The organism is Deltaproteobacteria bacterium (genome assembly GCA_029210625.1).
Taxonomy (GTDB): domain Bacteria; phylum Myxococcota; class Myxococcia; order SLRQ01; family SLRQ01; genus JARGFU01.
Window position 1 is genome coordinate 77,074 of sequence record JARGFU010000007.1, and the last position, 26,328, is coordinate 103,401.

The 26,328-nt window shown below is 71.9% G+C and carries 19 protein-coding genes and 2 tRNA genes; 10 read left to right on the forward strand and 11 right to left on the reverse strand.

The annotated features are described in order from the left end of the window. Positions 1-36: 36 nt before the first annotated feature. Genes P1V51_08235 through P1V51_08245 form a run of 3 tightly spaced genes read right to left on the reverse strand, consistent with a single transcriptional unit; the run spans position 37 to position 4,570 of the window. Positions 37-972, reverse strand: a complete 936-nt coding sequence (locus tag P1V51_08235) for a peptidase (protein MDF1563018.1) — start codon at positions 970-972, stop codon at positions 37-39. Then, entirely contained in the window at positions 969-2,561 is a 1,593-nt protein-coding gene (locus P1V51_08240) for a hydantoinase B/oxoprolinase family protein (protein MDF1563019.1), read from the reverse strand. Before P1V51_08240 ends, P1V51_08235 begins: the two co-directional genes overlap by 4 nt. Next, positions 2,558-4,570 (reverse strand): hydantoinase/oxoprolinase family protein, encoded by a 2,013-nt coding sequence (locus tag P1V51_08245; GenBank protein MDF1563020.1) that lies wholly within the window; start codon positions 4,568-4,570, stop codon positions 2,558-2,560. Before P1V51_08245 ends, P1V51_08240 begins: the two co-directional genes overlap by 4 nt. A 71-nt stretch (positions 4,571-4,641) precedes the next feature. Here P1V51_08245 and P1V51_08250 point away from each other — a divergent pair, with 71 nt between their 5' ends. The 7 genes from P1V51_08250 to P1V51_08280 are packed head-to-tail and all read left to right on the forward strand — an operon-like array spanning position 4,642 to position 14,318. Next, on the forward strand, positions 4,642-5,517 hold the full coding sequence (locus P1V51_08250; GenBank protein MDF1563021.1) for a hypothetical protein: 876 nt from the start codon (positions 4,642-4,644) through the stop codon (positions 5,515-5,517). 15 nt (positions 5,518-5,532) lie between these two features. Continuing rightward, entirely contained in the window at positions 5,533-8,055 is a 2,523-nt protein-coding gene (locus P1V51_08255; GenBank protein ID MDF1563022.1) for a CHASE2 domain-containing protein, read from the forward strand. 43 nt (positions 8,056-8,098) lie between these two features. Further along, positions 8,099-8,605, forward strand: a complete 507-nt coding sequence (locus tag P1V51_08260) for an SH3 domain-containing protein (protein MDF1563023.1) — start codon at positions 8,099-8,101, stop codon at positions 8,603-8,605. Further along, positions 8,602-9,684 carry a M48 family metallopeptidase gene (locus P1V51_08265; protein ID MDF1563024.1) on the forward strand — a complete coding sequence of 361 codons (1,083 nt, stop codon included), beginning with the start codon at positions 8,602-8,604 and terminating at the stop codon, positions 9,682-9,684. The genes P1V51_08260 and P1V51_08265 overlap by 4 nt, the downstream gene beginning before the upstream one ends. 23 nt (positions 9,685-9,707) lie before the next feature. Further along, positions 9,708-10,508 (forward strand): TerB family tellurite resistance protein, encoded by an 801-nt coding sequence (locus P1V51_08270; protein ID MDF1563025.1) that lies wholly within the window; start codon positions 9,708-9,710, stop codon positions 10,506-10,508. Between the two features lie 46 nt (positions 10,509-10,554). After that, entirely contained in the window at positions 10,555-13,665 is a 3,111-nt protein-coding gene (locus P1V51_08275; GenBank protein ID MDF1563026.1) for an invasin domain 3-containing protein, read from the forward strand. Continuing rightward, complete coding sequence (locus P1V51_08280; GenBank protein MDF1563027.1) at positions 13,662-14,318, forward strand: deoxynucleoside kinase; 657 nt, start codon at positions 13,662-13,664, stop codon at positions 14,316-14,318. Before P1V51_08275 ends, P1V51_08280 begins: the two co-directional genes overlap by 4 nt. On the opposite strand, the gene P1V51_08285 is transcribed toward P1V51_08280, so the two are convergent. The 6 genes from P1V51_08285 to P1V51_08310 all read right to left on the reverse strand — a co-directional run bounded on the left by P1V51_08285 (position 14,311) and on the right by P1V51_08310 (position 21,487). After that, positions 14,311-15,633, reverse strand: a complete 1,323-nt coding sequence (locus tag P1V51_08285; protein MDF1563028.1) for a serine/threonine-protein kinase — start codon at positions 15,631-15,633, stop codon at positions 14,311-14,313. The two genes, P1V51_08280 and P1V51_08285, sit on opposite strands and share 8 nt — an antisense overlap. A gap of 46 nt (positions 15,634-15,679) precedes the next feature. Beyond that, positions 15,680-18,313, reverse strand: a complete 2,634-nt coding sequence (locus tag P1V51_08290) for an alpha-galactosidase (GenBank protein MDF1563029.1) — start codon at positions 18,311-18,313, stop codon at positions 15,680-15,682. Between the two features lie 119 nt (positions 18,314-18,432). After that, positions 18,433-19,422, reverse strand: a complete 990-nt coding sequence (locus P1V51_08295) for a hypothetical protein (protein MDF1563030.1) — start codon at positions 19,420-19,422, stop codon at positions 18,433-18,435. A 2-nt stretch (positions 19,423-19,424) separates the two neighbouring features. Then, positions 19,425-19,652, reverse strand: coding sequence for a hypothetical protein (locus tag P1V51_08300; protein ID MDF1563031.1), 228 nt, complete (start codon positions 19,650-19,652; stop codon positions 19,425-19,427). A 262-nt stretch (positions 19,653-19,914) separates the two neighbouring features. Further along, positions 19,915-19,998 (reverse strand) — tRNA-Leu (locus P1V51_08305). A 16-nt stretch (positions 19,999-20,014) separates the two neighbouring features. Then, positions 20,015-21,487 carry a GAF domain-containing protein gene (locus P1V51_08310; GenBank protein MDF1563032.1) on the reverse strand — a complete coding sequence of 491 codons (1,473 nt, stop codon included), beginning with the start codon at positions 21,485-21,487 and terminating at the stop codon, positions 20,015-20,017. Between the two features lie 85 nt (positions 21,488-21,572). Here P1V51_08310 and P1V51_08315 point away from each other — a divergent pair. Then, positions 21,573-21,646 (forward strand) — tRNA-Arg (locus P1V51_08315). Positions 21,647-22,062: 416 nt separating this feature from the next. On the opposite strand, the gene P1V51_08320 is transcribed toward P1V51_08315, so the two are convergent. Then, a complete protein-coding gene (locus tag P1V51_08320) occupies positions 22,063-22,251 on the reverse strand; it encodes a hypothetical protein (protein MDF1563033.1) in 189 nt (62 codons plus the stop codon). A 122-nt stretch (positions 22,252-22,373) separates the two neighbouring features. On the opposite strand from P1V51_08320, the gene P1V51_08325 reads away from it, so the two are divergent. Next, a complete protein-coding gene (locus P1V51_08325; GenBank protein MDF1563034.1) occupies positions 22,374-24,140 on the forward strand; it encodes a glycoside hydrolase family 31 protein in 1,767 nt (588 codons plus the stop codon). 3 nt (positions 24,141-24,143) lie between these two features. On the opposite strand, the gene P1V51_08330 is transcribed toward P1V51_08325, so the two are convergent. Then, positions 24,144-25,034 carry a DUF4438 domain-containing protein gene (locus P1V51_08330; protein ID MDF1563035.1) on the reverse strand — a complete coding sequence of 297 codons (891 nt, stop codon included), beginning with the start codon at positions 25,032-25,034 and terminating at the stop codon, positions 24,144-24,146. 164 nt (positions 25,035-25,198) lie between these two features. Between P1V51_08330 and P1V51_08335 the strand changes: the two genes are divergently transcribed. Further along, positions 25,199-26,323 carry a radical SAM protein gene (locus P1V51_08335; GenBank protein MDF1563036.1) on the forward strand — a complete coding sequence of 375 codons (1,125 nt, stop codon included), beginning with the start codon at positions 25,199-25,201 and terminating at the stop codon, positions 26,321-26,323. The last annotated feature ends 5 nt before the right edge of the window (positions 26,324-26,328 follow it).

The following is a 26,328-nucleotide window of genomic DNA, read 5'->3' on the forward strand; positions in this document are numbered from 1 at the left end:
GGATCAATTGGAAGGAGCGATGGGTAGCAGGGCTTTTCAGAGAGTGTCAAGGATCGACCGCTCCACCACGCCGGCCACCTCCGGCAGGGCCGAGACGGCCAGGAAGGCGCCCGCCCGGGCCCCCACCGCGAGGAGGGGGATGGGGTTGCGGGTGTGGGTCCTCACCGAGAGATCCTCCAGGTTTCCGTGATCACTGGTGACCACGAGGGTGTCCCGGGAGAGGTCGAGGCCCTCGAGGGCGCCCTGCAGCAGGCCCTCCAGGCGCAGGAGGGCGTCCTCGGCGGCCTCGAAGTCCTGGTCGTGGCCGGCCTTGTCGGTGAGGAAGAACTCGAAGAGCCCCAGGTCGAGGTGTTCGCGCTCGGCGGCGAGGATCCGGCCGGCCGCGATCGGCTCCACGGCCGGCAGGTCGAAGCCCCGGCCGCGGGGCCCCGCCAGGGTGACGTCGTGGAAGACCGCCCTCCCCTCGAGGACGTCATCGAAGGTGCGAAAGAGGATCCCCGCGGCGTGGGTCGCCACCGTCGTCACCGAGGGGTGGCGGTAGAGCCGCGGGATCGTCAGCGGCGGCTCGGGACGGCGGGGCGGAGGCTGGGGGAAGCCCACCGCGTTCAGGTACTGCGTGTGGTAGGCGTTGAGGAAGGCGACCGAGCGCCCCCGCCGGGAGAGGCGGGCGAGCAGGCCGTGCTGCTCGACGAAGGCGCGCAGCTTCGGGCCCGGGAAGCCGGTGACGTGGCTGCCCATGAAGGCGCCGGCGTTCTGCCCCGTGAGGAGGCTGGCCTGGCCGGTGGCGCTCTGGGGCCGGCCCGGTAGGCCGAGGTTCGCGTCGATGGCGCGGAAGCGAGCCTCGGGCGGGAGCGGCCGGGAGTGGCTGCCGTCGAGGAAGTGAGAGAGGAGCGTGGGCGTGCGCGCCAGCGGGTTCCGCGCCGGATCGCGCTCGCCGACCCCGACGCCGTCCACGAAGCAAAGGAGGATCATGGCTCCGGCACCCCGTGCCCTCCTCCGCCCGGCGTCTCGATCCACAGGGCGTCGCCCGGCTCGAGGCGCACCTCGCACTTGGCCGGCAGCGCCTCCTTCCGGCCCCCCGCGCGCACGATCCGCTCGGCGCCCGGGAGCCCCGCCCCGCCACCGGCCGCGCCCGCCGGGGCGCGCTCGCGCCGCTCGCCCACCAGGGTCACCTCGGTGGGCTCGAGGGCCAGGTAGCCGCGCACGAGCCCCTCGCCCCCGGGGCGCGCGCCCGCGCCGCCGCTGCCCCGGCGCAGGCGATAGGCCAGCACCCGCAGGGGGGTGGTGTGCTCGATCACCTCGATCGGCGTGTTGAGGGTGTTGGTCATGTGGCTGTGCACCGCCGAGGCGCCCGCCCGTCCGGGGCCGGCGCCCGCGCCGCCGCCGAGGGTCTCGTAGTAGGCCCAGGGGTGGGGGCGGCTGCCGCCCATCAGGACGTTGTTCATCGTGCCCTGGCTCTGGGCCGGGATCTCCCCGGGCAGGGCGCCGGCGAGCGCCGCCAGGATCAGATCGACCACCCGCTGGCTGGTCTCCACGTTGCCGCCGGCCACCGGGGAGGGGTGGCGCGCGTCGAGGATCGAGCCCGGGCGGGTCAGGATCTCCACCGGCTCGAGCAGGCCGCTGGAGTCGGGCACGTCGTCGTCGGTGAGGAGGCGCAGGGCATAGAGGGTGGCGCTGACCACGATGGCCCGCACCGCGTTCAGGGGACCCTCACAGGCGTCGGCGCTGCCCCGGAAGTCGAGGGTGGCGCGCTCGCCCTCGAGGGTGAGGGCGAGGTGCAGCTCGAGCGGGCCGTGGCCGCGGCCGTCGTCGTCGAGCCAGTCCCGCGCCTCGAAGCGTCCGTCGGGCAGGGCCCGCAGGGTCGCCCGCATCGCGCGGCCGGCGTGGGCGACCAGGCCCTGCAGGGCGGCGTCGAGCCGCGCCTCGCCGAAGCGGTCCGCCAGGGAGCGCAGGCGGGCGGCCCCGGCGCGGCTGGCGGCGAGCTGCGCCTCGAGGTCCCCGCGGCGCTCGGCGGGATCCCGGGAGGCGTTGGCGAAGGCCTCGATCGCCGCGCCCACCGGCGCGCCGGCCCGCTGCACCAGGGTCGGGGGCAGCCGCACCCCCTCGGCGTCGATGTGATCGGTGAGGGGCATCGAGCCCGGCCGCTCGCCGCCCACGTCCGCGTGGTGGGCCCGCACCGCGACCAGCCCCAGCAGCCGCTCGCCGCGCTCGTCGAAGACGGCCTCCACGCTGGTGAGGTCGGGCAGGTGCGTCCCGCCGGCGAAGGGATCGTTGAGGATGGCGACGTCCCCGGGGCCCAGGTCGAGGGCCGCGCGGGCCGCGGCGACCGAGAGGGGGGTGGCCCCGAGGTGCACGGGGATGTGCGCGGCGTGGGCCACCATCTCCCCGCCGGGCTCGAAGAGGGCGCAGGAGAAGTCCCGCCGCTCCTTGATGTTGGGGGAGAAGGCGGCCCGGCCGAGGACGACCCCCATCTCCTCGGTCAGCGCCGAGAGGAGGTGCCGCCAGACGGTCAGCTCCACCGGATCGTCGAGGCGCTCCCCCGGGGTGGGCCGGTCGCTCATGGCCTCCTCCCCAGGCGCAGGAGCCCCAGCGCGTCGACCCGCGCCCGGAAGCCGGCGGGCACCCAGGTGGTGCCGGTGCGCTCGACGATCGCGGCCGGGCCCTCGACGAGGCTGCCCGGGCCGAGCTCCTCGCGCCGGGCGGTGACCCCCGCGCCACCGCTGATCGTCCGGGCGCTGCCCGCGGAGACGAGCGGCGCCGGCACCTCCGGGGCCCGGCCCCGCGCCTCGACCCGGGCGGTGACCCACTCCAGGGGGCGGGGGAGGGTGAAGCCGAAGGCCTCGGCGTGCCGGCGGGCGAAGGCGGCGGCCGCGTCGGCGACGAGGGTCGCGCTGGCGGGCTCGACGGGCACCTCGAGGGTGGCGCTCTGGCCCCGGTAGCGCAGCTCGGCGGTGGCCTCGAGCTCGGGGTGCGCCTCGCCCTCGGCGGCGAGGGCCGCGCGGGCCCGGGCCTCGAGCTCGGCGTAGGCGCTGGCGAGCTGCCCGGCGAGGGGAGCGTCCGCGGGGCCCCGCTCGGCGGGCAGGGGGAGCTGGAGGGTGCGCCGGCGCAGATCCCGGCGGCGCGCGGCGAGGGCGCCGTAGGCGCAGAGGAGGCCGGGCTCGGGCGGGACCACCACCTCGGGGATCTCGAGGAGCTCGGCGAGCTCGGCGGCGTGGAGGCCCCCGGCGCCGCCGAAGGGCATCAGGACGAAGTCCCGGGGATCGTGTCCGCGCTCGAGGCTCACCCGGCGCAGGGCCCGGGCCATCACCGCGCCGGCCACCCGCACGATCCCGGCGGCGCAGGCCTCGGCGTCCAGGCCGAGGCGGGCGCCCAGGCCGGCCACCGCGCGGCGGGCCGCCTCGAGGTCGAGGGGCAGCTCGCCGCCCAGGAGGAGGTCGGGGGGTAGGCGGCCCAGCACCAGGTGGGCGTCGGTGAGGGTGGGCTCCTCGCCGCCCCGGCCGTAGGCCGCCGGGCCGGGGTCGGCGCCGGCGGAGCGGGGACCCACCCGCAGCGCGCCGCCGCCGTCGATCCAGGCCAGGGAGCCGCCGCCGGCCCCGACGGTGTAGATGTCGAGGGCGGGAATGCGCAGGGGCAGCTCGCCGATCTCGATCTGATCCCGGCGCAGGGGCGTGCCCTCGACCACCACGCAGACGTCGGTGGAGGTGCCGCCCATGTCGAGGGTGAGCACCCGGGAGAGGCCCGCCTGCCGGGCGACCCGCGCCGCGCCGGTGACGCCGCCGGCGGGCCCGGAGAGGGCCGTGTGCACCGGCGCCACCCGGGCGGAGGCCGAGGCGCGGACGCCCCCATCCGAGCGCAGCACCGTCAACCGGGTGGGCGCGAGCGCCCCGGCGTCGGACGCCGCGGCCAGCGCCTCGTCGACCCGCGCCAGGTAGCGCTGGCAGGTGGGGGCGACGAAGGCGTTGGCGACGCAGGTCGAGCTGCGCTCGTACTCGCGGATCTCGGGCGAGAGCCGGTGGGAGAGGGTGAGGGGCAGGTCCAGGCCGGCGAGGGCCTCGGCGACGCGCGCCTCGTGCTCGCCGTTGGCGTAGGCGTGGAGGAGGACCACCGCCACGGCCTCGGCGCCCAGGCTGCGGAGGCGATCGCGCAGCTGCGCGGCCTCGTCCTCGTCCAGGGTCAGCGCTCGCAGCACCTCGCCGTGGGGTCCCAGCCGCTCGGGGAGGCCCAGCCGCCGCCCGGCCGGGACCAGGGGCGGGGGGAGGGCCGGCTCCAGGGCGTGGAGCTCGGGGCGGCTCTGCCGGCGGATCTCGAGGACGTCCTCGAAGCCCTCGGTGGTCAGCAGCACCACCCGGGCGCCGCGCCGCTCGAGCAGCGCGTTGGTGGCGACGGTGGAGCCGTGGGCGACTCCCTCCGGCGACCGCCCCGCCTCGCGGCGCACCCGCTCGAGGGCCTCGAGCACGGCCCGGGCCGGATCGTCGGGGGTCGAGGGGATCTTCGCCCGGAAGAGGGCGCCGTCCTCGCCGACCGCGATCAGGTCGGTGAAGGTGCCCCCCGTATCTACCCCGATGCGCATGGACGCCGACTATAATCGGTGACGATGACCCGGAGGTGGTTCGAGAGGAGCCCGGCGCGAGGCATGGCGAGATGAGCGACCTGGAGCTGAAGACCGGCGGGGCCCTCGAGCGCCGGGAGGGCGACGACCTGCGCCTCGCCTACGCCGAGCTCACCGCGGCGCGGACCCACCACGCCGCCTTCCTGCTGGAGAGGGAGGCGCGCGAGGCGGCGCTGGGCCGCAAGTCCCACCACGTGCAGGGCGCCCTCGAGGCCGCGAAGGCCTTCCTGGCCGGGGCGGGGGAGGGGGAGGCCGCCGCCTCCCTGCCGGTCCCCGCCGAGGACTTCCGGGCGGAGCTGCAGCAGGGCCGGGAGGCCTTCGAGGCCTGGGCGAGGGAGGAGACCGGGCGCCTGGAGGCGGCGATCGAGGCGGCGTCCGCCGAGGTGACCGCCCGGGTGGAGCGCTGGCTCGAGCACTTCCGGCCGCACCTGCGGCTGGAGGTGGCCGCGATCGGGAAGGAGCGCTCGGTGGTGCACCTGCCCACCCCGCGGGGGGACGAGGCGGTGCTCCTCTGCGCCCTGCTCACCGGCAAGCCCCCCCTCACCTACGACTTCCTCCTCGACGACGCCGTCGACCACCTCGGTCAGCCCTCGGCCCTGGCCGCGGCGGGGGCGGGGATCGATCTCTCGGCCCTGCGGGAGGGGAGCGCCGACGACGAGGACGCGATCGCCCACGGCAGCGAGGCGACGCTCCTCCCCATCCGCCGCCACCTGCCCCTCACCGATCCGATCCTGGGCTGGCCCCGCTTCCGGCTGATGCTGCGCGGCCCGGTCCTGGAGCTGGAGTCCCGGGAGGCGGACACGGGCTACACCCACCTGCTGCCCGCCGCCCACGCCGAGCGCTTCACCGGCTACCTCGTCGCCCTCCAGGCGAAGGGGAAGCTCGAAGTCGCGGTCGATCTGGGCTAATCCAGTAGCCCGGGCATGGCATTGAAGATTCGATCCAGGCGGCGGCTGGCGGCCGCGAGCAGCGGCCTCTTCGTGGGGCTCTTCGTGCTCGCGCTCTCCTTCCTCGAGCTGGTGCCCACCAGCTTCGACGAGATGGCCTACGACGCGCTGATGCGGGCCACCGCCGACGAGACCCGGGCCAGCGATCGGATCGTCCTGGTGCACTTCGACGAGGAGAGCCTGGGCTGGGTGGAGCGGGAGATGGGCGAGGAGTGGCCCTGGCCCCGGGAGTACCACGGCATCCTGCTCTCCACCCTGCGCAGCTGGGGCGCCCGCGTCGTCGCCTTCGACATCCTCTTCGATCAGGACCGGGTGGGGCACTTCGGCTGGTCGGACACCGCGGCCTTCACCGAGCACCTGCGCGAGGCCGGGCAGGCGGTCCTCGCCGGCGGCCACAACGCGGGCGAGCGGGCGCCGATCCCCGCCCGGGGCCACGGGATCCGGCTGGCCGCCTATCCCGACTGGGACGCCGCCCTCGAGGGCGCCGGCCGCCTCACCGCCCTGGCGCGCCAGGCCTACCTGCAGGCCGAGGGCGAGGGCTACCGGCTCTGGGTCGGCGGCTTCGACTCCGACGAGGAGGCCCGGGCGGCGGTCACGGCCTGGGGCACGGCGGTCCTCCCGCTGCTGGAGAAGCGCCCCGAGACGGCGACCCGGGTCGACCGGGCGGCGCTGTCGGCCTGGCTCGCCGAAGTGGTGAAGGACCGGGCCGGCGAGGTGCCGGAGGCCGCCGAGCACGTCGGCGACGCCGAGTTCCTCCGCCGCTTCCGCCTCTCGGCCCCCTCGGGCGAGGCCGAGACCGGCGTGGACACCCTGCCCCAGGCGCCCTTCCTCCTGGCCGCCGCCGGCTTCGGCATCGCCGAGCAGCTCCCCGACTCCGACGGCATCCTGCGCCGGATGCAGCTCACCGCCCGCCTCGAGAGCGGGGTCTACCCCTCCTTCCCCCTCGCCATCTACCTGGCCGCCCAGAAGGGCCACGTGCCGGTGCAGCTGGGGAAGGGGAAGCTGGTGGTGGGGGATCAGAAGGTCCCGGTGGACGCCGAGGACCGGGTGCGGGTGCGGCTGCACGGCGTCGATCCCTACGACGACGTGCCCGCCTGGAAGGTGCTGCGGGCCGCGATCCTCCAGCAGGAGGGGCAGGAGCTCGACCAGGCCGAGCTCGACCCGGCGCGCTTCGCGGATCGCATCGTGATCATGAGCGGGAGCGCGGTCTCCCTGATGGACCGCCGGCCCTCCTCCCTCTCCCAGAGCCACAACGGCTCGGACCTCAACGCCGCCATGGTCGATGCCCTCATCGCCGGGTGCTGGGTGCGCCGCGCGCCGGGCTGGCTGATGGCCCTCTCGACCCTGCTCATGGGGATCTTCGCCGCGCTCCTGGGGGCCTTCGCCACCGAGCCGCGGCCCCTGGCCCGGATCGAAGGCGCCCTGGGCTCGATCCTGCGCCTGGCGACCCGGGGGGTGATGGCCGGCGTCGCCATCGCGGTGGTCATCGGCCCCCTGCTGGTGGTGGCGGTCTACCTCTTCGGCTCCTTCGACTTCTGGGTGCCGGTGGCCCTCCCCATCCTCACCGCCGGCGGCGCCCTGATCACGGCCCTGGGGGTGCTGGAGTACGTCGAGTACCGGGACCGCCGGGCCATCCACCAGGCCCTGGGCATCTACACCAGCGACCTGGTCGCCAACCTGGTCGCCACCGGCGGGGTGAAGGCCCTCGACGCCCGGCGCGACGACGTGAGCGTCTACTTCTCCGACCTCGAGGGCTTCACCTCCTTCTCGGAGAACCTCGAGCCCGAGCAGCTCTCCGCGCTGCTCTCCGACTACCTAACGGCGATGACCGACGTGATCCTCGAGCACGAGGGCGTGGTCGACAAGTACATCGGCGACGCGATCATGGCCTTCTGGGGCTGGCGGGAGACCCAGCCCGACCACCCCCTGCGGGCCGTGCGCTGCGCGGCGGCGATGCGCAGCCGGATGGCCGAGCTGCGACCGGTCTGGGAGGAGCGCTACGGCGTGGTGCTCAAGGCCCGGGCGGGGATCAACTCCGGGATCGCGGTCGTCGGCAACATGGGCTCGGCCCAGAAGATGAACGTCACCCTCCTGGGCGACGTCGTGAACCTCGCCGCGCGGCTCGAGGGCGCCAACAAGGCCTACGGCACCGAGCTGATGGTCGGCGAGGCGACCTACGAGGAGGCGAAGGCGGGCTTCGAGTTCCGGGAGCTCGACATCCTGCGGGTGAAGGGCAAGGCGAAGCCGGTGCGGGTCTACGAGCCGCTGGTGCCCGCCGGCGAGGTCAACGGTGATCTGCGCTGGCGCGATAGCTTCGAGTCCGGGCTCGCCGCCTTCCGGGAGGCCGACTTCTCCGCCGCCCGGGCGCACTTCGAGGAGGTCCTCACCCTGCGCCCCGGGGACGCTCCGGCGAAGCTCTACCTCGAGCGCTGCGCGGCCTACGCGGCCGCCCCGCCCCCGGCGGACTGGGACGGCGTCTACGTGATGACCACGAAGTGATCTCACGCACGCCGCCGCGGGGCGTTGTTGCTACAATGCCGGGATGAGCTTCTCCAAGCGATTCGTGGCCCTGCTGCTCTTCTCGGGGCTGCTCCTCGGGGCCGGCAGCGACGCCGGCTCCTCGGCCTTCTTCGTCCACGAGGTGAAGGCGCACCTGATGCCCCGCACCTCCCGCTTCGGCAAGCCGGTGAAGGTGCTGGGGCTGGGCACGAAGCTGACCCTCGTCGACGACAGCCAGGCCGACGGCGGCTGGCTGAAGGTCCGCACCGAGGACGGCGCCGAGGGCTTCATCCCCCTCCAGGCGGTGACCCACGGGGATCGGCAGCTGCGCGCGGGGAGCTCCGCCGGCGCCGACAAGGTCCACCGCGGCTCGGTGCAGCTGGCCGCCCGCGGCTTCTCGCAGGACGTCGAGCAGGAGAGCCGCAAGGCGCACCCCGAGCTGGACTACACCCTGGTGGACGCCATCGAGGCCAGCGGCCCCGGGCCCGAGCTGGTCACCCGGCACGCCGAGGAAGGCGGCCTGCGCCTCGAGGCGGAGGTGGCGCGATGAGAAGGCCTCACCCGATCCACCTCGCCCTGGCCGCCTTCACGATGGTCTTCCTCCTGGGGGCGTCTCCCTGCGGCACCATGGGGTCGCAGATCCGCAACAACATCCAGCAGGCCGAGCGGAACCTGAGGATCAACAGCGCGCAGGACATCCGCCGCGTCGGCCAGCGGATCACCTCGGCGACCAAGCACCTCGACGCGGCCCTGCAGAAGCACCTGCCGGCCCTGAAGAAGGGCCTGGACCACCCGGCGGCCACCGAGCTCACCCCGGAGCAGGAGTACTACCTGGGCCGGACCGTCTGCGCGCAGATCCTGGCCGAGCGCTTCGAGAACCGGGTCGTGGCCGTGAAGGGCAAGGGCCGCGAGGCCACCGGCAGCGCCGACCTCCACTACCTGCAGGCCATCGCCAACGCCCTGGTGCCGGCCGCCGAGCGATCGCACCTCGACGCCCTGCCCCCCGAGCGGATCCCCACCGCCCTGCGGGTGGCGGTGGTGCCGGGCGACGCCCCCAACGCCTACGCCACCCCCGGCGGCTTCGTCGTGGTCACCTCGGGGATGCTCTCCCTGGCCGAGAACGAGGACGAGCTCGCCGCGGTGCTGGCCCACGAGCTCTCCCACGTGACCCTGGCCCACGGCCTCTCGGCCATCGACAAGGCCGAGGCCCCCCTGCTCAAGCGGATCGGGCGGGGCGCCGAGGCCCTCGGGACCTCGATGGGGGTGGATCTGAGCGAGCTGACCCAGGCCTTCGACAAGTTCACCGGCGCCATCTCGGCGAAGCTCACCAAGGGCTACGACGCCGACTACGAGTTCGCCGCCGACGCCCGGGCCGCCAGCATCCTGGAGGAGGCGGGCTACGACCCCTCGGCGCTGCCCCGGATCGTCGATCGCCTCGGCAGCTGGCTCGAGGCCAACGGTCAGAAGGGCTTCGGCGAGACCCACCCCTCCCCCAAGGACCGCCTGGCCCGGCTGGGTGAGGTGCCCGTCGTGCCCGGCGCCGAGGGTCACCAGCGGGTGAGAGAGGTGCGCTTCGCCGCCCACACCCCCAAGCTGGTCCAGCAGGGCGCCCAGCTGGCGAGCCGCTAGGGGAAGACCGCGAGGGCCAGGCGATGAAGCTCTGGATCGGGGGCAAGGTCACCGGGGCCGCGGTCGGGATGGCCGTGGGGGGGCCGGTGGGCGCGCTGGTCGGCCTGGCCGTCGGCCACGCCCTCGATCACTTCACCAAGCCCGAGGACGTGGACGAGCTGCTGCGTCAGGAGCGTCAGGAGCGGCAGCAGCGCGCGCCGCTGCCCGCCGGGGAGAGCGCGAGCGACCGCGAGGCGCGGCTGCAGTTCACCACCCACCTGGTGGCCCTCTTCGCCGCCGTGGCCCAGGCCGACGGCAACGTGCGCCGGGAGGAGGTCCGCACCATCCGGAGCTTCTTCTCCGACCGGCTCCACATCTCCGGGAAGGATCTGGAGTTCGTCCGGCTGCTGCTCAAGAAGGCGCTGCGGGACCCGGTGGACGTCGAGGCCGCCGCCCGGACCTACAAGGCGGCCTCCACCGGCGCCGACCGGATGCTCTTCGTCCAGGCCCTCTACGAGATGGTCTGCGACCGGGGGGAGCCCAACCCGGCCCAGCAGAAGATGATCAACCAGATCGTGGTGGCCCTCGACCTCTCCGAGGCCGACCACCACACGATCCGCTCGATCTACTTCTCGGTCCCCGGCCTCGACGAGGACTACGCCCTCCTGGGGCTCCCCGAGGGCTGCGGCGACGATGACCTCAAGCGGGCCTTCCGCACCCTGGCCGCCAAGCACCACCCGGACAAGGTGACCCACCTGGGCACCGACGCGGTCGCCATGGCCGGCAAGCGCTTCGCCGAGATCAAGGGGGCCTACGACCGGATCCGGGCCGCCAGGGGCCTTTGAGCCCGGGCCGCATGTGATATTGCGCCTGCCCCAGGAGGGGAGACTCATGAAGACCCATTTCGTTCTGTGGCCGATGCTCGTCCTGCTGGCCGTCTCCGGCTGCAACTGCGGCAAGGGAGAGGGTGACAACGACGGTGGCTCCACCGCCGTCGATCCCACGCGCTCGACCGTGGTGGCGACCTCGCCGGTCCCCGCGGACGGCACCAGCACTTCGGAGGTGACCGTCACCCTCCTCGACGCCGAGGGCAACCCGGTGGCGGGCGTGAGCGTGACCCTGGCCTCCGACCGGGCCGGTGACACGGTGAGCGATCCGGCCGCCGCCTCGGACGCCTCGGGCGTGGCCGTGGGCAGCGTCGCCTCCACCGAGGTGGGGGACGCGGTGATCACCGCCAGCGCCGGAGGCCAGGTCCTCGGGCAGACGGCAACCGTCACCTTCGAGGTCGTCGGCCCGACCTGCAACGGGCAGCCCGTCGACACCGACACCGACCCCCTCCACTGCGGCCGCTGCGACAACGCCTGCCCCGCGGGCCTCAACGAGGAGGCCACCTGCGCCGGCGGCCAGTGCGGGACGACCTGCGCTGCGGGCTTCGACGACTGCAACCCGGCGGTGGACGGCTGCGAGGCCGACCTGACGAGCGCGGCGACCTGCGGCGACTGCGGCACCACCTGCCCCGACGGCGCCAACGCCACCGGCGCCTGTGTCGACCCCTCCACCTCCACCTGCGGCTACGACTGCGCCGCCGGCTGGGGGGACTGCGATCCGGCGGTGGACGGCTGCGAGGTGCGGATCGACACCGCCGCCCGCTGCGGCGACTGCGCCACCGACTGCAACCTCCCGACCATCCTCAACGGGGTGGCCACCTGCGCCGATCCCGCCACCGGCACCTGCGGGGTGAGCTGCGACGTGGGCTCGCAGAACTGCGACGGCGACCCCACCAACGGGTGCGAGCCGCTGACCTCGGCGGCGGCCTGCGGTAGCTGCGCGGTGACCTGCAACGACGAGCCCAACGCCAGCGGGATCTGCGTCGAGCCGACCACCGGCACCTGCGGGCTGGACTGCGATCCGGGCTACGCCGACTGCGATCTGGCCCAGGCCGGCTGCGAGACCGACACCGGCGTGGACATGAACCACTGCGGCGGCTGCAACCGGCCCTGCACGGTCTCCGGCGCCGAGGCCACCGCCACCTGCAGCAACTCCCTCTGCAGCCGGGGCTGCAACGGGGGCTTCGCCGACTGCAACCTCGACCTCGACGATCCCACCGGAGACGGCTGCGAGACCGACCTCTCCACCGGCGACTGCGGGTGCAGCCTCTCGGCCACCGGGGCCACGGCGACCTGCCTGACGGGCGGCTCCGGAGCCCGCACCGTGATCTGGACGCAGCTGCGGGACGCCGGCGGCACGCCCGTGACCGGCGCCACCGTGACCATCGACAGCGCCGACCTCACCTGGCTGGGGCCGGTCACCGAGTCGAGCAGCGCCCCGGGCACCTACTTCCGCGAGGCCGAGCCCCTCGCGGCGACCGGCGCCGTCCAGGTCACCCTCACGGCCAGCTCCGCCACCTGCGGCGCCAGCGCCCCGCTGCGGCCGGTCACCCTCGACATCGTCGACCCCGTCATCGACGCCGGCGCCACCGCGACCGGCGGCTGCGCGCTGCGGCAGACCAACCTGCGGGTGAAGGTCGTCGCCGAGGAGGACGGCGCGCCCCTGGCCGGCGCCTTCGTGATGCTCGGCGAGGCGGTCGACGCCGCGGCCTTCCATGGCAGCTTCGAGGACACCCTCGCCGGCGCCGCCGGGACCCTGGGCAACACGGCCCTCACCGACGCCAACGGCTTCGCCACCTTCGTCGATCACGGCACGATCGGGATGGAGGCGGTGAGCATCGTCAGCGCCGGCGCGGCGAACCGCGCCTACGTCTCCCTGGTGGGCATCGACGCCGGCGACGTCATCCTCTCTCTGCCCCAGCTGCCGCCCTATCCGACGCGGGTCTCCCTCGGAGGCAACGTCACCGGCGCCAGCTACCCGCTGGACAACGACGGCGTGGTGCAGACCGCGATGATCATGCCGGTGCTGGACCTGGACTTCGTCGCGGCCTTCGATCTGAACCGGCTGCTCTCGGACGTCCGGAACCTCACCATCAGCTCTCTGGGCTTCTGCCGGGCCGACGGCCAGACCTTCCCCATCCCCGGGAACATCCACGTGCCGGATCAGGTCGAGCTCGGCGCCTGTCAGCTCGCCGGCGGTCACCCCTGGTACATCGATCACCCCAGCGGCGGGCAGGTGGACCTGGTGGGCGTGCGGGCCGACGGCGACATCTTCAGCCTCCTGGGCCTCATCGGGGGCACCGGCACCGCCGAGGAGCTCCTGGCGCTGATGACCCCCTCCGCGGCCGGGATGATCACCGGGGTCTCCGCCGCCTCGAATCAGACCAACCTCACCATCCCGCTGACCGAGACGGTGACCGAGACCATGCCGGTGGACATCCAGGGCGCGCCCCTGGGCACCCTCTACGCCCTGGCCCTGGCCGACCTCGACGGGGCCAACGGCACCGGGCGGCTCTTCCTCGAGGGCTTCAAGGTCCAGCAGAACGCCACCGACCTCACGACGATGGTGGCCACCTCCGACGGCCTCTCCACCTTCGCCGGCAAGAGCGACCTCGGGGTGGGGCTCTCCACCGACGGCGCGGCGACCTCCATCGTGATGGATCGGACGACCCTCAACGCCACCAGCCCCCGCGTCTTCTCCGACTTCTTCCTCTATCCGGCCGGCGCGGCGGTCGGGCGCACCTTCAGCTGGAGCGACATCGCCGGCACGACCCCGGATCACCACTACAGCAAGTCGGTGCTGCGGCGGGTCTCGGCCCTCGGCGACTACGCCCGGCGCTACGAGCCCTTCTGGATCGTCTACACCGATCCGGGTCACCGCCTGCCCTCGGGCAGCCGTGGCTTCTCCCTGCCGACCCTGCCGGCGAGCGCCCCGCGGGGCTTCGACGGTGGCTACCTCGTGCCGGGCTTCAACCAGGTCAACCGCTGGCTCTTCTCCGGCTGGTACCTGGGCCTGAACCCCAACGCTGCGGCCCTCGATCTGCGCAGCTTCACCTTCCAGAACAACACCCAGGAACTCACCCGGATCGTGAGTGAGTCCGTCGCGATGCCATGACCACACCCAAGCGCTTCATCGCCCTCGCCGGGAACATCGGGACCGGCAAGACCACCGCCGCCAAGATCCTCTCGCGAGAGCTGGGCTACGAGCTCTTCGACGAGCCGGTGATCGACAACCGCTTCCTGCGTCACTACTACGCCGACATGAAGCGGTGGTCCTTCACCCTCCAGCTGGAGTTCCTGATCCGGCGGGTGGAGCACCACGAGCTGATCGCCACGGTGCCGAAGTCCTGCGTGCAGGACCGCACCCTCTACGAGGATCCGGAGATCTTCGCCAAGTACCTCCACGGCCTCGGCTACATGACCGGCGACGAGCTCGATCTCTACTTCGAGTACTTCGACCGCCTGAGCCGCTCCCTCCACAAGCCGGACCTCGTGATCATGCTCCAGGGCGTGACGCCCACCGGGCTCCTCGATCGCATCAAGACCCGCGGCCGCAAGGAGGAGCAGGGCATCCCCGAGGACTTCCTCCAGGGCCTCTCCGGCTACTACCTCTCCTTCCCCATGGTCTGTAAGGAGAAGTACGGCCTGCCGGTGGTGAAGTTCGACGTCTCGGAGACCGACATCCGCAAGGGGCCGGGCCGCCAGGCCTTCCTGGACGCCGTGCAGAAGGGACTCGACGGGCTCGGCGGCCTGCGCAAGGTCAAGTAGGCGCGTCGCCGCCCTCGGAGGCCTCGCTCGCCACCCAGGTGGCGAGGTCGTCCACCCAGTGGCCCACGGCCTTCAGGGCCGCCGAGGTCCGCTCCGGGGCGAAGTTGAAGCCCGCGGCCAGCGAGACCGCGCCCAGGATCAGGAGCAGCACCCCCAGGCGCACCACGCGCCGCATGCGGGAGCGCAGGGTCTCGAGCTGCACCGAGACCTGCAGCAGGGCGCTGGCCTCGGCCAGGTCCTCCTCGTCCTCGGCCTGCGCCTCGAGCGCGATCTCCTCCTCCTCCTCCTCTTCCTCCTCCTCCTCCTCCTCGAGCTCGGGCTCCTCTTCCTCCTCCTCGTCCAGGCCCCGGTTGGCCGAGAGCTCGAGGGAGATCGAGACGTCCTCGCGCTCGTACCACTCGTCGTCGAGGGCCAGGAAGGAGAGGTCGTCGTCGCCCACGTGGCCGAGCTCACGGAGGTAGCGGACCATGCGGGCGGCGGGGTTGCCGGGGACCAGCGCGGCGATGCGCTCCTCGAGGGCCCAGACCAGCTCCGAGGCGCGGCGGTAGCGCTTCTCCGGCTTCACCGCCAGGCACTTCTCGACGATCTTCTCGACCGCCCGGGGGATGTCGGAGTCGATCTGCCGCACCCGGGCCCGGTCGCCGCGGGCGATGGCGATGAAGAGCTCGCCATGGTTCCGGGCCGTGAAGGGCTTGGTCCCGGTGAGGCACTGGAAGAGCACCACCCCCAGGGAGTAGATGTCCGTGCGGTTGTCCGGGCGCTTGCCGGTGACCTGCTCGGGGGAGAGGTAGGCCGGGGTGCCGACGACCAGGCCGGTCTTGGTCAGGTCGTCGAAGGTCAGGTCCTTGGCGATGCCGAAGTCGGTGAGCTTCACCTCGCCGGCGTGGGAGATCAGCACGTTGGAGGGCTTCACGTCCCGGTGGATGACCCGGCGGAAGTGGGCGTGATCCAGCGCGCGGGCGACGCCGTGGGCGATCATCAGGGCGATGTCGAGGGGGAGGGGGCCGTGCTCGAGCAGCTCGGCCACGTCCACGCCCTCGATGTACTCCATCACCATGAAGAGCTGGCCGTTCTTCTCCACCAGGTCGTGGATCGCCACGATGTTCTCCTGGTGGAGGCCGGCCAGGGCCAGCGCCTCCCGGCGGAAGCGGGTCACGGCCTCCCGGTCCTTCGTGATCTCCGGGAGCATGACCTTCACGGCCACCTCCCGCTGGAGGGACTCCTGGAGGCCCCGGTAGACCTCGGCCATCCCTCCCTTGCCCACGGGCTCGAGGAGGCGGGTCGTGCCGATCACCTTGGTGCGGGTGGAGGCCATACCGGGCCGACTCTAGCGCGAAGCGGATCCCCGACGCGAACCATCGCTAGAACTCGAGGAGGATCGTGACCTCCTGGCGGGCATCGACCGAGAAGCGCAGCTCGAGGACCTCCCCGGGCACCCCCGGGTGGGTCGTGGTGGCGGGCAGGATGCTCGCGGAGTCCGCGCCCACCACGGCCACGCTGGCCAGGTCGAAGCCCGGCGGCAGGTGGAAGTAGAGGGCGTGCTCGAAGGGCACAGCCGCGCTGCCCGGCGCCGCGTCGTAGCGCAGGGTCAGGGTCTCGGCCGGGCCCTCCCAGAGCAGGTCCTTCACCTCGACGGCGCCCTGCAGGAGGTGGCGGTTGCCCCCCAGATAGGTGGGCCAGTCGCGCCGCGGGCGCAGGGCGAGGAGCTGCACCGAGTGCGGCTGCACGGTGCGCTCGAGCGCTCCTCCCTCGACCGGGAAGACCTCGCCGGTGAAGAAGTCCCGGGCGAGGTAGGGGCCCTCGAGGAGCCCGAGCGCCTCGAGGTCCACCCTCACCGCGCGCGCGGCGTCGGCCATCGGCGTGTAGGGGTTCGTGGTGAGGTCGTCGTTCGTTCCCCAGTTGAAGAGGGCGACGACGTCGTAGGCCGGCCCGCCGCCCCCGGTGTTGAGGCCCTCGCTCGGCCGCACCGGCAGGTGCCAGACCTCGGGGTACTCGCGCTCGAAGAGATCGAGGGGGCGGGCGCTCTTGCCGAAGACCGGGATGGCGGTGCGGTAGTCGGCGATCCACTCCGGCTGCATCTCGACGATCTTCTCCCCCAGCTTCGTGACGCTCCCCGAGAGGGCCATGGCCGTGAGCAGGGCGCGCGCCTCGTCCCGGGTGATGGGCGGCACGCCGGGGTCCGGGTGCGAGCGGAAGAAGAGCATGTCGTGGTTGAAGTGGAAGACCCGGTCGTGGAGGAAGTAGCGCCGGGCGATGGTGCGCACCGTGGGCTTGAAGCCCTGGGCCATGGCCCGGGTCTGGCTGGCCTGGTCCTTCTCCCAGGCTGGCATGGTGTCGAGGTTCATCCGCAGCGAGTCGACCCGGCCGAGGTGGGGGCCGAGCATGGAGACCGAGAGCCAGAAGGTGTCGCCCGGCTGGCCCCCGGCCTCGAGGGCGCCGGCGTCGAGGCCCCGCTGGATGGCGGCGAGGCCCATCCGGTAGGCCTCCTCCCGGGTGAGGTCGTCCTCGTAGAAGTCGGTGGCGCCCAGGGCCCAGTAGACGAAGTCGGTCTTCAGCCAGCGGTAGCCGTCGGCCCGGATCTGGCGGAAGCGGTCCTCCAGCCAGTCCTGCACCGCCGGGTGGGAGAGATCGAGGATGGCCATGCCGCCCCCGAAGAGGGGGTGCTGCGGCGCGAACCAGCCCTCGGCGACGTGGTCGAGGTAGGTCTGAGAGCTCTGATCCAGCTGGAAGGGGGCGATCCAGACGCCGGGGATGAGCCCCCGGGCCTCGATCTGGTCGGCCATCCAGGCGGCGCCGTCGGGGAAGCGGTCCGTGCGCCAGTCCCAGTCCCCGTAGAAGTGCTCGTAGCCGTCGTCGATCTGGAACCATTCCCCGCCGAAGTCGCCGAACTCCTCGGCCATGGCGTCGAGGTTGGCGATCATCAGGTCCTGATCGATGGTCGCCCCGTAGCCCCCGGAGGAGCCCGAGCCGGTCCAGGAGTTCCAGCCGGTGGGGATGCGGTGGTCCGGGGAGCGCTCGGTGAAGAGCGTGATGCCGTTCCAGGCCTTCACCGCGTCGGCGTAGCGCTCGAGGGCCGCCAGGGCGTCCACCTCGGCGGGGGCCAGGTAGATCGTGCCGCCCTCGAGGCTCTCCTCCGGCTCGAGACGCTTGCCCTGCGGGAGGAGGGGGAACTCGCCGGACCAGTAGGTGAAGCCCGTCCGGCCCCCCGCCTCGGTGGCGAGGGCCGCGTCGAAGGAGGTGTTGAACATCGGCGAGGAGCGCTCGAAGTCCAGGGCGCCGGCCACCAGGGTGAGGCCCGTCTCCTGATCCCGGATGGCGTGGTGCCAGTTGCTGATCGAGTGGCCCCGCTGCCAGCCGTGGATCTCCCCGAGGACCTCCCGCTCGGCGGAGGAGGCGACGTCACCGGGCACCAGGTCCACGAAGAAGTCGCTGACCAGGTAGGAGCCGGCCTCCAGGATCCGGTGGTCGGCGGGGTGAGCCCCCAGGCGCAGGGCTCCGCCCGCCTCGGCGTCGATCTTCAGGGGGACGGCGCGGGTCACGACCAGCGCCTCGCCGGTGGCGTTCCTCACCCGCAGGCCGGCGGTGAGGTAGGGGCGCTGGCTGCTGCCCTCCAGGGTGAGGAAGAGGTCGGGGGCGCCGGGGTGTCCGGTGTAGGCGAGCTCGACGGCGAGGGCGTCCTCGCCGGGCCCCGTGCCCTCGAGGCGCCGGGCCGAGACCACCAGGGTATAGCCCTCGGTGCTGCGGTAGACGGCGGGCTCGGGATCACCTTCGAAGAGGACCTCCACCTCGGCGAAGGCCCCCTCGAGGATCGCGCCGCTCGCGTCGGTCGCTCCCGGCCGCAGGACCGAGATGCGCCCGTCGTCGCTCCAGCGGACCTCGAAGCTGCGGTCGGTCGGCAGGTGGAGCGGGAAGGTCTCGGGCCCGTCGCCGCAGCCCTCACAGCCGACGAAGAGGAGGAGGGGGAGCAGAAGGAGGGGAGTTCGCCCGGTCTTCATGCCCCGGACGAGTAGCGGAGATGCTCCGGCCTGTCAGCGTCCGCCGTGGCTGGAGAAAGGACGGCCCGGGTCAGCCGAAGCCGACCCGGGCCGAAGGAGGGTCCGGTGCGCGGTCTGGATCAGCCGGCGTCGCGGATCTCGAGGTAGACCATGGTCTGGTTGAGGAGCTGGTAGGCCACCTCACCGAAGGTCATCGGGCCCGTGAAGCTCCCGACCTTCTTTCCCTCGAGCTCGGAGTAGAGATAGTTCAGGATGCAGTTGCAGCTGAACGCCGTTCCCGCAGCTCCCTCGGGGACGGCCTCGACGAAGTCGCCGACGTAGTCGGCGACGGGCCTCGCGACGCGGTACTCGGTACCCTCGAAGACAGGGGCGTAGAAGTCGACCTTGCCCGCCTCGGGGTCGACGTTCTGGATGCTGGTGTTGATCTTGGAGCCGAAGACGTCGGCCACCAGCGGCAGGCGGGTGTCGATCTCGTTCTCGGTGAGCCACTCGGCCAGGTTCCGCTCCTCGCCGTCGATCTTGCAGGTGGTCGCACCGAAGCCGGTCTCGGCGAAGGTGAGGACCGGACCCTCGCCCGGCTCGAAGAGGTTCACGATGCCGATGCTGGCCTGCCGCCCTTCGGGCAGCGCGGCGTGGAGGAGCACGGCCCGGTCCTCGAAGGCCTCGCCGGTCCTGCCGTCGAAGGTCTTCGCGCTGACCTTGCCGAGGTCGGCGAGGTCGAAGCCGGTGATCCAGCCGATGATCGGCTTCATGAAGAGCCCGGGGTACTCCGGCGCCTCCTGCGCGTAGCTCAGGTGAGCCTCGCTGAAGGCCGGCAGGACGATGATCGAGAAGCCGTTGTCGGGGGCGTCCGCGGGGATCTTCGCGAGCTCGGCGGCGGGGTAGCTCTTGATCGAGATCTCGGTGACTTCGTCGGTGAGCACCTCGACGAAGATGGCATCCTTGGTCTGGACGCCGCCCTCGTCGCCGATGAAGTAGGGGATGGTCCCGCCGATCCACTCGCCCTTCGGCAGGTCTCGGAGGAGGGCCTCGTCGCCCGCGAGGAGCAGGCGCTTTCCATCTGCGAGGAGGCTCTTCACCTCCTCGACGGTCTTCATGTGGATCGTCATGGTCACCTCCCGAAGATCCGAACTCGGTCGGACTCGAGGATCTTGTCGTACTTGGTGAAGAAGGCGTGGCACTCGCCGACGAGCTTCTCGAGGTTCGCGCTCGAGGCGTCTTTCTCGGCGAGCCGCACGACCCGGTTGAGCATCAGGTTGAGGGAGATCGCATCGAAGGGTCCCTGGACCTTTCCGGTGACGAGCTCCTTCCACCTGGGGTGGTCGGGGGCGGGAATCATTGCACGCTCCTGGGTGCGGGATCGTGTTGGGGGCGATGGGGGTAGACGCGGGGCCTCGCCTCGTTGCTCGGGCCGGTTGGGTTCACCTCGGGTGAGGCCCCGCGCGGCCTGCGTAAAGCAAGCTCGGTGCCAGGCCCGGTGCCAGCCGTGCCAGGCGCCGGATCGGCCCGGATCGGCCTCTCCGGGCAGATCTCGCCGGATGGACTTCCGGGGGGTCCGGGATCCGAGATCCCGATTCCGGCAATCACCCGGATTCGGTCAGTGCGGGCGGAGGGACTCGAACCCCCAAGGCAACCAGTGCCAGCCGGTTTTAAGCCGGCCGCGTCTACCATTCCGCCACGCCCGCGAGAGCTACGTCCGGATCAGTGGCTGGATAAGAAGCGCTTGGCCACGTCGGCCTCGATGAAGAGGCGCAGGAGCTCCTCGTCGAGGAGGCCCCGCTTGGCGTCGGAGGCCAGGATGTCCATCGCTCGCTCGTGGGGCATGGCCTTCTTGTAGGGCCGGTCCTGGGCCGTCAGCGCGTCGTAGATGTCCGCGATGGTCATCATCCGGGAGCCCAGGGGGATCTGCTTCTCGTCCAGGCCGCGGGGGTAGCCCCGCCCGTCGAGCTTCTCGTGGTGGGCGTAGGCGATCTGCGGCACGCCCTTGAGCTCGCGGGTCCAGGGGATCTTGGTGAGGAAGCGGAAGGTGTGGGTGACGTGGCTCTCGATCTCGGAGCGCTCCTCGGCCGAGAGGGAGCCCCGGGGGATCGAGAGCAGCTCGACATCCTTGGCCGTCAGCAGGTCGAGGGGCCCCTCCGGGCCGGGGACCTGGGCCTGGGCGATCTCCTGGAGGCGCTCGAAGCCGCCCTCCTCGAGGACGGTCGGCCGGTTGCACTGCAGGACGAAGGCCCAGAAGTCCTCGAGCTCGGCGAGCTGCCGGTGGAGGTCCTTCTTCATGGGCAGGTCGTCCGCCGGACCCTCGGCGGTCTCCCGCAGGGCGGCCAGCTTGCGGAAGTGGTCGCGCTCGATGCCCATCCGGGCCATCTGGAAGCGCGACTCGAGGCACTCGAGCTCGTAGGGCTGGAGCTTGTTGGCCTTGACCAGCACGTGCTCGCGCACGCCGACCTTGCCGAAGTCGTGGAGGAGGGAGGCGTAGCGGATCTCCCGCATCTCGGCCACCGAGATGAGGGTCTTCTGGTAGGGGCCGTCGTCGGCCCGGTCGACGACCTCGGCCAGCCCGCAGGTCAGCAGGGCCACCCGCTCGGAGTGACCGGAGGTGGTCGGATCCCGGGACTCGATCGCGACCACCGAGGCCTTCACGAAGCCCTCGAAGAGCCGCTCGATCTCCTCGTTGAGCAGGGCGTTCTGGATGGCGGCGCCGGCCTGCCCGCCCAGGGCCAGGAGCAGCTCCTCGTCCTCGTCGTCGAAGGGGTTGCCGTCGGCACGGTTGAGGGCCTGGATGACCCCCACGACCTCGCCGGCGGCGCCCCGCATGGGGGCGCAGAGGATGGAGCGGGTCTGGTAGCCGGTGGCGACGTCCACGGCCCGGTTGAAGCGGTCGTCCTCGTAGGCGTCGGGGATGTTGAGCACCTCGTCGTGCTCGGCCACCCAGCCGCCGATGCCCTGGCCCACCGGCAGGCGGATCTCCTGGGTGGAGAGCCCCTGGGCGATGCGCGACCAGAGGATGCCCTTGTCGGGATCCAGCACGAAGATGGTGCAGCGGTCCGCGTCGATGGTCTTCTTGGCCTCCCTCAGGATGAGGCCCAGGAGGGCGTCGAGGTCACGCTCGACGGTCATGGCCTTGGCCACGTCCAGGATGGCGGTCAGCTTCTCCAGTCGGCGTTCGAGGCTCATGGACCCGGATGTTCCCATCGGGGTGGGGTGGGCGGCAAGGGAACGCTTGCGCCCGGGGGCCGGGAGGGGTAGATAGGCTGCCCTCGCGCGGTTAGCTCAGCTGGATAGAGCGTTGGCCTCCGGAGCCAAAGGTCACAGGTTCGAATCCTGTACCGCGCGCAATTTGGAAGCGAGAAGCGCCAGATTCTTCGAAGAATCTGTCGATATCGCTCCCACCCAGGATTCGCTTCGAGGGGAGAGCGACCTGCGGCCGCTACCATTCGTAGCTCGCGGCTTCGCCGCGCGTCGAAGTCGAATCCTTTCCCGGCTCGCGGCTTCGCCGCTCGAAGTGGTCGGGCCGGGGTCTCGGGCGTGCTCGTGGCCCTAGGCGCGGACCTCCAGCTCGTTGTCGATTCGCAGCCACCCGGCGGCGGCCTCGGCCCGGTAGCCCCAGCTGGCCGGGCTCGTCGGCGAAGACGAAGAAGACCGCGCCGGGTACGGCCTCGGCCACCCGCGCGAGCGCCGCAGCGGGAGGTAGCGGTTCAGGCTCCGGCGCGTCTTCGTCCAGCTGCCCCCGTCACGAAGGGGGCCAGCTCCTAGGCGGTGGCCTCCCTCACCGGGAGGTCGAAGAGGTCCAGCTGGTAGCTGCGTCCGAAGCCGTCGTCCTGGTAGCCGGTGGTGGCGTCGAGGAGCAGCTCGGTGCCGGCGCGCAGCGCCAGGGCCCGCGCCGCGGCGTAGCTGAAGAGCTGGTTGCCCGGCCCGCCCATGATCCGGGCGATGATCATCCGGTCTCGACCTCCCTGGCCTCAGGCTGCTGGTGGGTAGAGACGGGCCTTGCCCTGACGCTCCCCGAGCATGGGTACTGCATAGACCGGGGGTCGGTGATCTGGATAGTTTCGAGCGCTAGATGAGGATGCTCACCCGCCTGATCCCGCTGCTCCTGGTGGCGACGCTGCTCCCCGCCTGCAAGCCGCAGGGCGGGGAAGCCGACGGCGGGGTCGACGCCGGGCCGCCGCCGATCCACACCCCGCGCTGGGCCTTCGAGCCCTGGATCAGCAAGGACATCTCCGACGGGCCGGACACCTACGCCTTCGTCGAGGGCTTCCAGTCCCGGGACATCCCGGTGGGGACGGTGGTCCTCGATAGCCCCTGGGAGACGAACTACAACACCTTCATCCCCAACCCGGAGCGCTACCCGGACTTCGGCCAGATGGTCGCGGACCTGCGAGAGCGCGGGGTGCGGGTGGTGCTCTGGACGACCCAGATGGTCAACGAGGTCAGCTTCGATCTCGAGGCGGGCGGCGACCAGTACGACGGGCCGGCGGAGAACTTCTACGAGGGCCTCGACGAGGGCTACTACGTCGAGGAGGGCGCGACCTCCTTCTGGTGGAAGGGGGAGGGGGCCGGGGTGGACTTCTTCGACCCCGACGCCTCGGCCTGGTGGCGGGCGCAGCAGAACCCGCTGCTCGACCTCGGGGTCGCCGGCTGGAAGCTCGACTTCGGCGAGAACTACCTGGGCGCCGATCCGCTGACGACCGCCGCGGGCGAGCAGAGCCTGCAGGCCTACAGCGAGAAGTACTACGAGGACTTCTGGGTCCACGGCGCCACCCGGCGGGGCACCGAGGAGTTCGTCACCATGGTCCGCCCCTGGGACGCGTCCTACAACTTCGAGGGCCGCTTCTTCGCCCGCCCCGAGCACGCGCCGATCTGCTGGGTGGGGGACAACCGGCGGGACTGGATCGGCCTCATCGACGCCCTCGATCACATCTTCCGCTCGGTGGAGGCGGGCTACGTGGTGGTGGGCTCGGACATCGGGGGCTACCTCGACCGCGACGACGTGGAGCTGACCGAGACGATCCCCTTCGACGAGACGGTCTTCGCCCGCTGGACGGCCGTCGGGGCGATGACCCCCTTCATGCAGCTCCACGGCCGGGCCAACATCACCCCCTGGACGACCCCGGACGATCCGGCCAGGACCGTCGAGATCTACCGCTACTGGTCGAAGCTCCACTCCTACCTGGTGCCCTTCTTCTACTCGCTGGCCCAGGAGGCCTACGCCGGTGGGCCCCACCTGATGGATCCGGTGGGGAGCACCCCGGCCGAGTGGGAGGGCGACTGGCGCTTCCGGGTGGGCGAGGCCTTCCTGGTGGCGCCGATCCTGGACGCCACCGGGGTGCGCGACGTCGCCCTGCCGGCGGGCCGCTGGCTGGACTGGTGGGCGCTCGACGGCGCGCCGCTGGAGGGGGGCGAGACCCTCGCCGCCTACGACGCCACCGCGACCGAGCGCCTGCCCCTCTTCCTGGCCGAGGGGGCGGTGGTGCCGATGGTGGTCCGGGACGCGGCCCTGGGCTTCGGCTCGGCGGCGAGCGCAGGCCGGGACTTCGTGCTGGCGTGGCCGGGCAGCGCGGCCACGACCTTCCGCCGCCACGACGAGGACGGGGAGGTGACGACCCTCTCGGCCTCCAGCGGGAGGCTGGAGCTCTCCCGCCGGCCGCGGGCGGTGGAGCTGCGCCTGCGCACCGGCGCGATCACCGGCGCCTCGGCGGGCGGCGCCCTGACCCGGGTCGCCGATCGGGCGGCGCTCGAGAGCACGGCCAGCAGCTGGCGGCAGGAGGGCGAGTGGATCGAGGTCCGCCTCCCCGCGGGCGGCCCCGTCACGCTCACCTGGCAGTAGCCGCTACTTCTTCTTGCGGGCGGTGCCGATCTTCAGGAGGTCGGCGATGTTCGCCGTCTTCGAGAGCACCGGCTCGATGAGGGGCTTCGGGCAGGTCATCACGGTGGTGATGCCCGGGCCGTGGCCGGCCAGCAGGCAGTCGCTGTGCACGACGATGCCGATCGAGATGGCGCCCTGCTTGTAGGCCCGGCCGTAGGAGTTGTCGTGGTCCAGCAGGGCCACGAAGTCGCCGAAGCGCATCTTGTCGAGGCCGTACTTCTTCACGGTCTCGGCGTCGGAGGTCATCACGTCGTAGTCGCCGCTGGCGACGTTGCTCTGCCCGACGCCCGAGCCCATGCAGGCGGCGGGGACCATCGTGGTGACCGGCACCTTCAGGGTGCCCTTGCCCTCCTTGATCTTCATCTTCTTGAGGAGGGAGGGGTTCAGGTTGAAGAGCTTGATCTCGGGGTGGTCGAGGAGCCTCAGCCCCTGGCCCTTCGCCTTCACCACCAGCTTGTCGTCGTAGGTCAGCTTCTCCTTCACCGAGCGGGGGAAGTCGATGATGAGGTGCTCGGAGCCGCCGTGGTGGCCGATGACCACGCCCTTCGCGCCCTTCGCCTTGCCGCTGACGACGACGGCCTCGTCGCCCACGCAGGCGTAGAGCTGCAGGGCGCTGTTGGGGTGCTCCATCCGCTTGTTGAAGTCGACGATGGCGCTGACGCCCGGCTCGAGGTGGTCGCCGGCCCAGCCGAAGGCGGGATCGCCGGCCTCGATGTTCAGGGTGATGCCGCCGATGGAGGGGAGGATGAAGGGCTCACCCTCGTGGGTGACGCTCCAGCCCCGGAAGGCCACCGGCTGCCCCGGCTGACACTGCAGAAGGAACTCGACGACCTGCTTCTCGTTGGTGCGTAGCATGGACCCTCTCTAGCCGACCCCGGCCGGGCCGGGAACACGGAAATTCGAGGGGGATCGGGGGATCCCGGAGGCGGCCCCGACCCGGACGCCGGGAGAGGCTCCATGATTTCAGGCACTTGGGGGCGGGGGCGGGGTGGTACGGCTCTTGCGAATCCTCGCCCCCGATGAAGGCCGTGCTCCACCTCACCCAGGCTTGCAACCTGCGCTGCACCTACTGCTACGCGCCGGACAAGCAGGTGAAGAAGGCCATGAGCCTCACGACGGCGAAGAAGGCCATCGACCTGGTGACCGGCCTCGGCAACGGCTCGGCCTGCGTCTCCTACTTCGGGGGCGAGCCCCTCCTGGTCTGGGACACCATCGAGACCCTCACCCGCCACGGCCGGGAGGTCGGCGCGCGCCTGGGCAAGACGATGCACTTCCGGCTCTCGACCAACGGCACCCTCTTCGACGAGAGGAAGCTGCGCTTCTGCCGGGAGAACAACATGCTCTTCGCCATCTCCCTCGATGGCGACAAGGAGGCCCACGACGCCCAGCGGATCCTCCCCAACGGCAAGGGCAGCTTCGATCTCCTCGACTCGAAGCTCGACATGATCCTGGAGCTCTGCCCGCACACGGTCTTCACCAGCGTCATCACGCCGCAGAGCGCCGCCCGGCTCTCCTCCTCGATCGAGTACATGTGGGGCCGGGGCATCCGCTACATGGTCCACCAGCTGGACTACACCCACCCCGACTGGGATCCGGACTCGCTGGCCGTCCTGGAGGAGTCCTACCGCCAGATGGCGGCCTTCTACCTGGACAAGGTCCGCGCCGGGGAGCGCTTCCACCTCTCGGTCTTCGACGACAAGCTCAAGACCCACGCCGACTCGCCCATCGCGCTGGGCGCCATCTGCGACTTCGGCTCCAAGAAGATCTCGGTGGCCCCCGACGGGCGCCTCTTCCCCTGCGTGCAGTTCGTCTCCGACCGCGAGGACGCCGCCGCCTACTGCATCGGCGACGTGGAGACGGGCTTCTACCCCCGCCGGGACGAGCTGGTGCGGCTCAACCGGCAGGAGCGCCGCCAGTGCGACGGCTGCGCGCTCCTCGGCCGCTGCTCGAACTACTGCGGCTGCATGAACTGGCAGGTCACCGGCGAGATCACCGAGGTCCCCGGGATCCTCTGCGCCCACGAGCAGATGCTGATCCCCATCGCCGACGAGGTGGGCAACGTCCTCTGGGACGAGAAGAACGCCCACTTCCTGCAGAAGCACTACAAGCACTTCGACTCCCACTTCGCCTATCGCTTCGACTAGAGGAG

What these genes read in the sequence shown, in the direction of transcription:
- P1V51_08270 (MDF1563025.1), top strand. Translation starts at nt 9,708, where the DNA reads ATGAAGCTCTGGATCGGGGGCAAGGTCACCGGGGCCGCGGTCGGGATG.
- P1V51_08320 (MDF1563033.1), bottom strand. Translation starts at nt 22,251, where the DNA reads ATGATCATCGCCCGGATCATGGGCGGGCCGGGCAACCAGCTCTTCAGC.
- P1V51_08285 (MDF1563028.1), bottom strand. Translation starts at nt 15,633, where the DNA reads ATGGCCTCCACCCGCACCAAGGTGATCGGCACGACCCGCCTCCTCGAG.
- P1V51_08300 (MDF1563031.1), bottom strand. Translation starts at nt 19,652, where the DNA reads ATGATTCCCGCCCCCGACCACCCCAGGTGGAAGGAGCTCGTCACCGGA.
- P1V51_08335 (MDF1563036.1), top strand. Translation starts at nt 25,199, where the DNA reads ATGAAGGCCGTGCTCCACCTCACCCAGGCTTGCAACCTGCGCTGCACC.
- P1V51_08325 (MDF1563034.1), top strand. Translation starts at nt 22,374, where the DNA reads ATGAGGATGCTCACCCGCCTGATCCCGCTGCTCCTGGTGGCGACGCTG.
- P1V51_08250 (MDF1563021.1), top strand. Translation starts at nt 4,642, where the DNA reads ATGAGCGACCTGGAGCTGAAGACCGGCGGGGCCCTCGAGCGCCGGGAG.
- P1V51_08255 (MDF1563022.1), top strand. Translation starts at nt 5,533, where the DNA reads ATGGCATTGAAGATTCGATCCAGGCGGCGGCTGGCGGCCGCGAGCAGC.
- P1V51_08235 (MDF1563018.1), bottom strand. Translation starts at nt 972, where the DNA reads ATGATCCTCCTTTGCTTCGTGGACGGCGTCGGGGTCGGCGAGCGCGAT.
- P1V51_08240 (MDF1563019.1), bottom strand. Translation starts at nt 2,561, where the DNA reads ATGAGCGACCGGCCCACCCCGGGGGAGCGCCTCGACGATCCGGTGGAG.
- P1V51_08265 (MDF1563024.1), top strand. Translation starts at nt 8,602, where the DNA reads ATGAGAAGGCCTCACCCGATCCACCTCGCCCTGGCCGCCTTCACGATG.
- P1V51_08290 (MDF1563029.1), bottom strand. Translation starts at nt 18,313, where the DNA reads ATGAAGACCGGGCGAACTCCCCTCCTTCTGCTCCCCCTCCTCCTCTTC.
- P1V51_08260 (MDF1563023.1), top strand. Translation starts at nt 8,099, where the DNA reads ATGAGCTTCTCCAAGCGATTCGTGGCCCTGCTGCTCTTCTCGGGGCTG.
- P1V51_08280 (MDF1563027.1), top strand. Translation starts at nt 13,662, where the DNA reads ATGACCACACCCAAGCGCTTCATCGCCCTCGCCGGGAACATCGGGACC.
- P1V51_08245 (MDF1563020.1), bottom strand. Translation starts at nt 4,570, where the DNA reads ATGCGCATCGGGGTAGATACGGGGGGCACCTTCACCGACCTGATCGCG.
- P1V51_08330 (MDF1563035.1), bottom strand. Translation starts at nt 25,034, where the DNA reads ATGCTACGCACCAACGAGAAGCAGGTCGTCGAGTTCCTTCTGCAGTGT.
- P1V51_08275 (MDF1563026.1), top strand. Translation starts at nt 10,555, where the DNA reads ATGAAGACCCATTTCGTTCTGTGGCCGATGCTCGTCCTGCTGGCCGTC.
- P1V51_08295 (MDF1563030.1), bottom strand. Translation starts at nt 19,422, where the DNA reads ATGACGATCCACATGAAGACCGTCGAGGAGGTGAAGAGCCTCCTCGCA.
- P1V51_08310 (MDF1563032.1), bottom strand. Translation starts at nt 21,487, where the DNA reads ATGAGCCTCGAACGCCGACTGGAGAAGCTGACCGCCATCCTGGACGTG.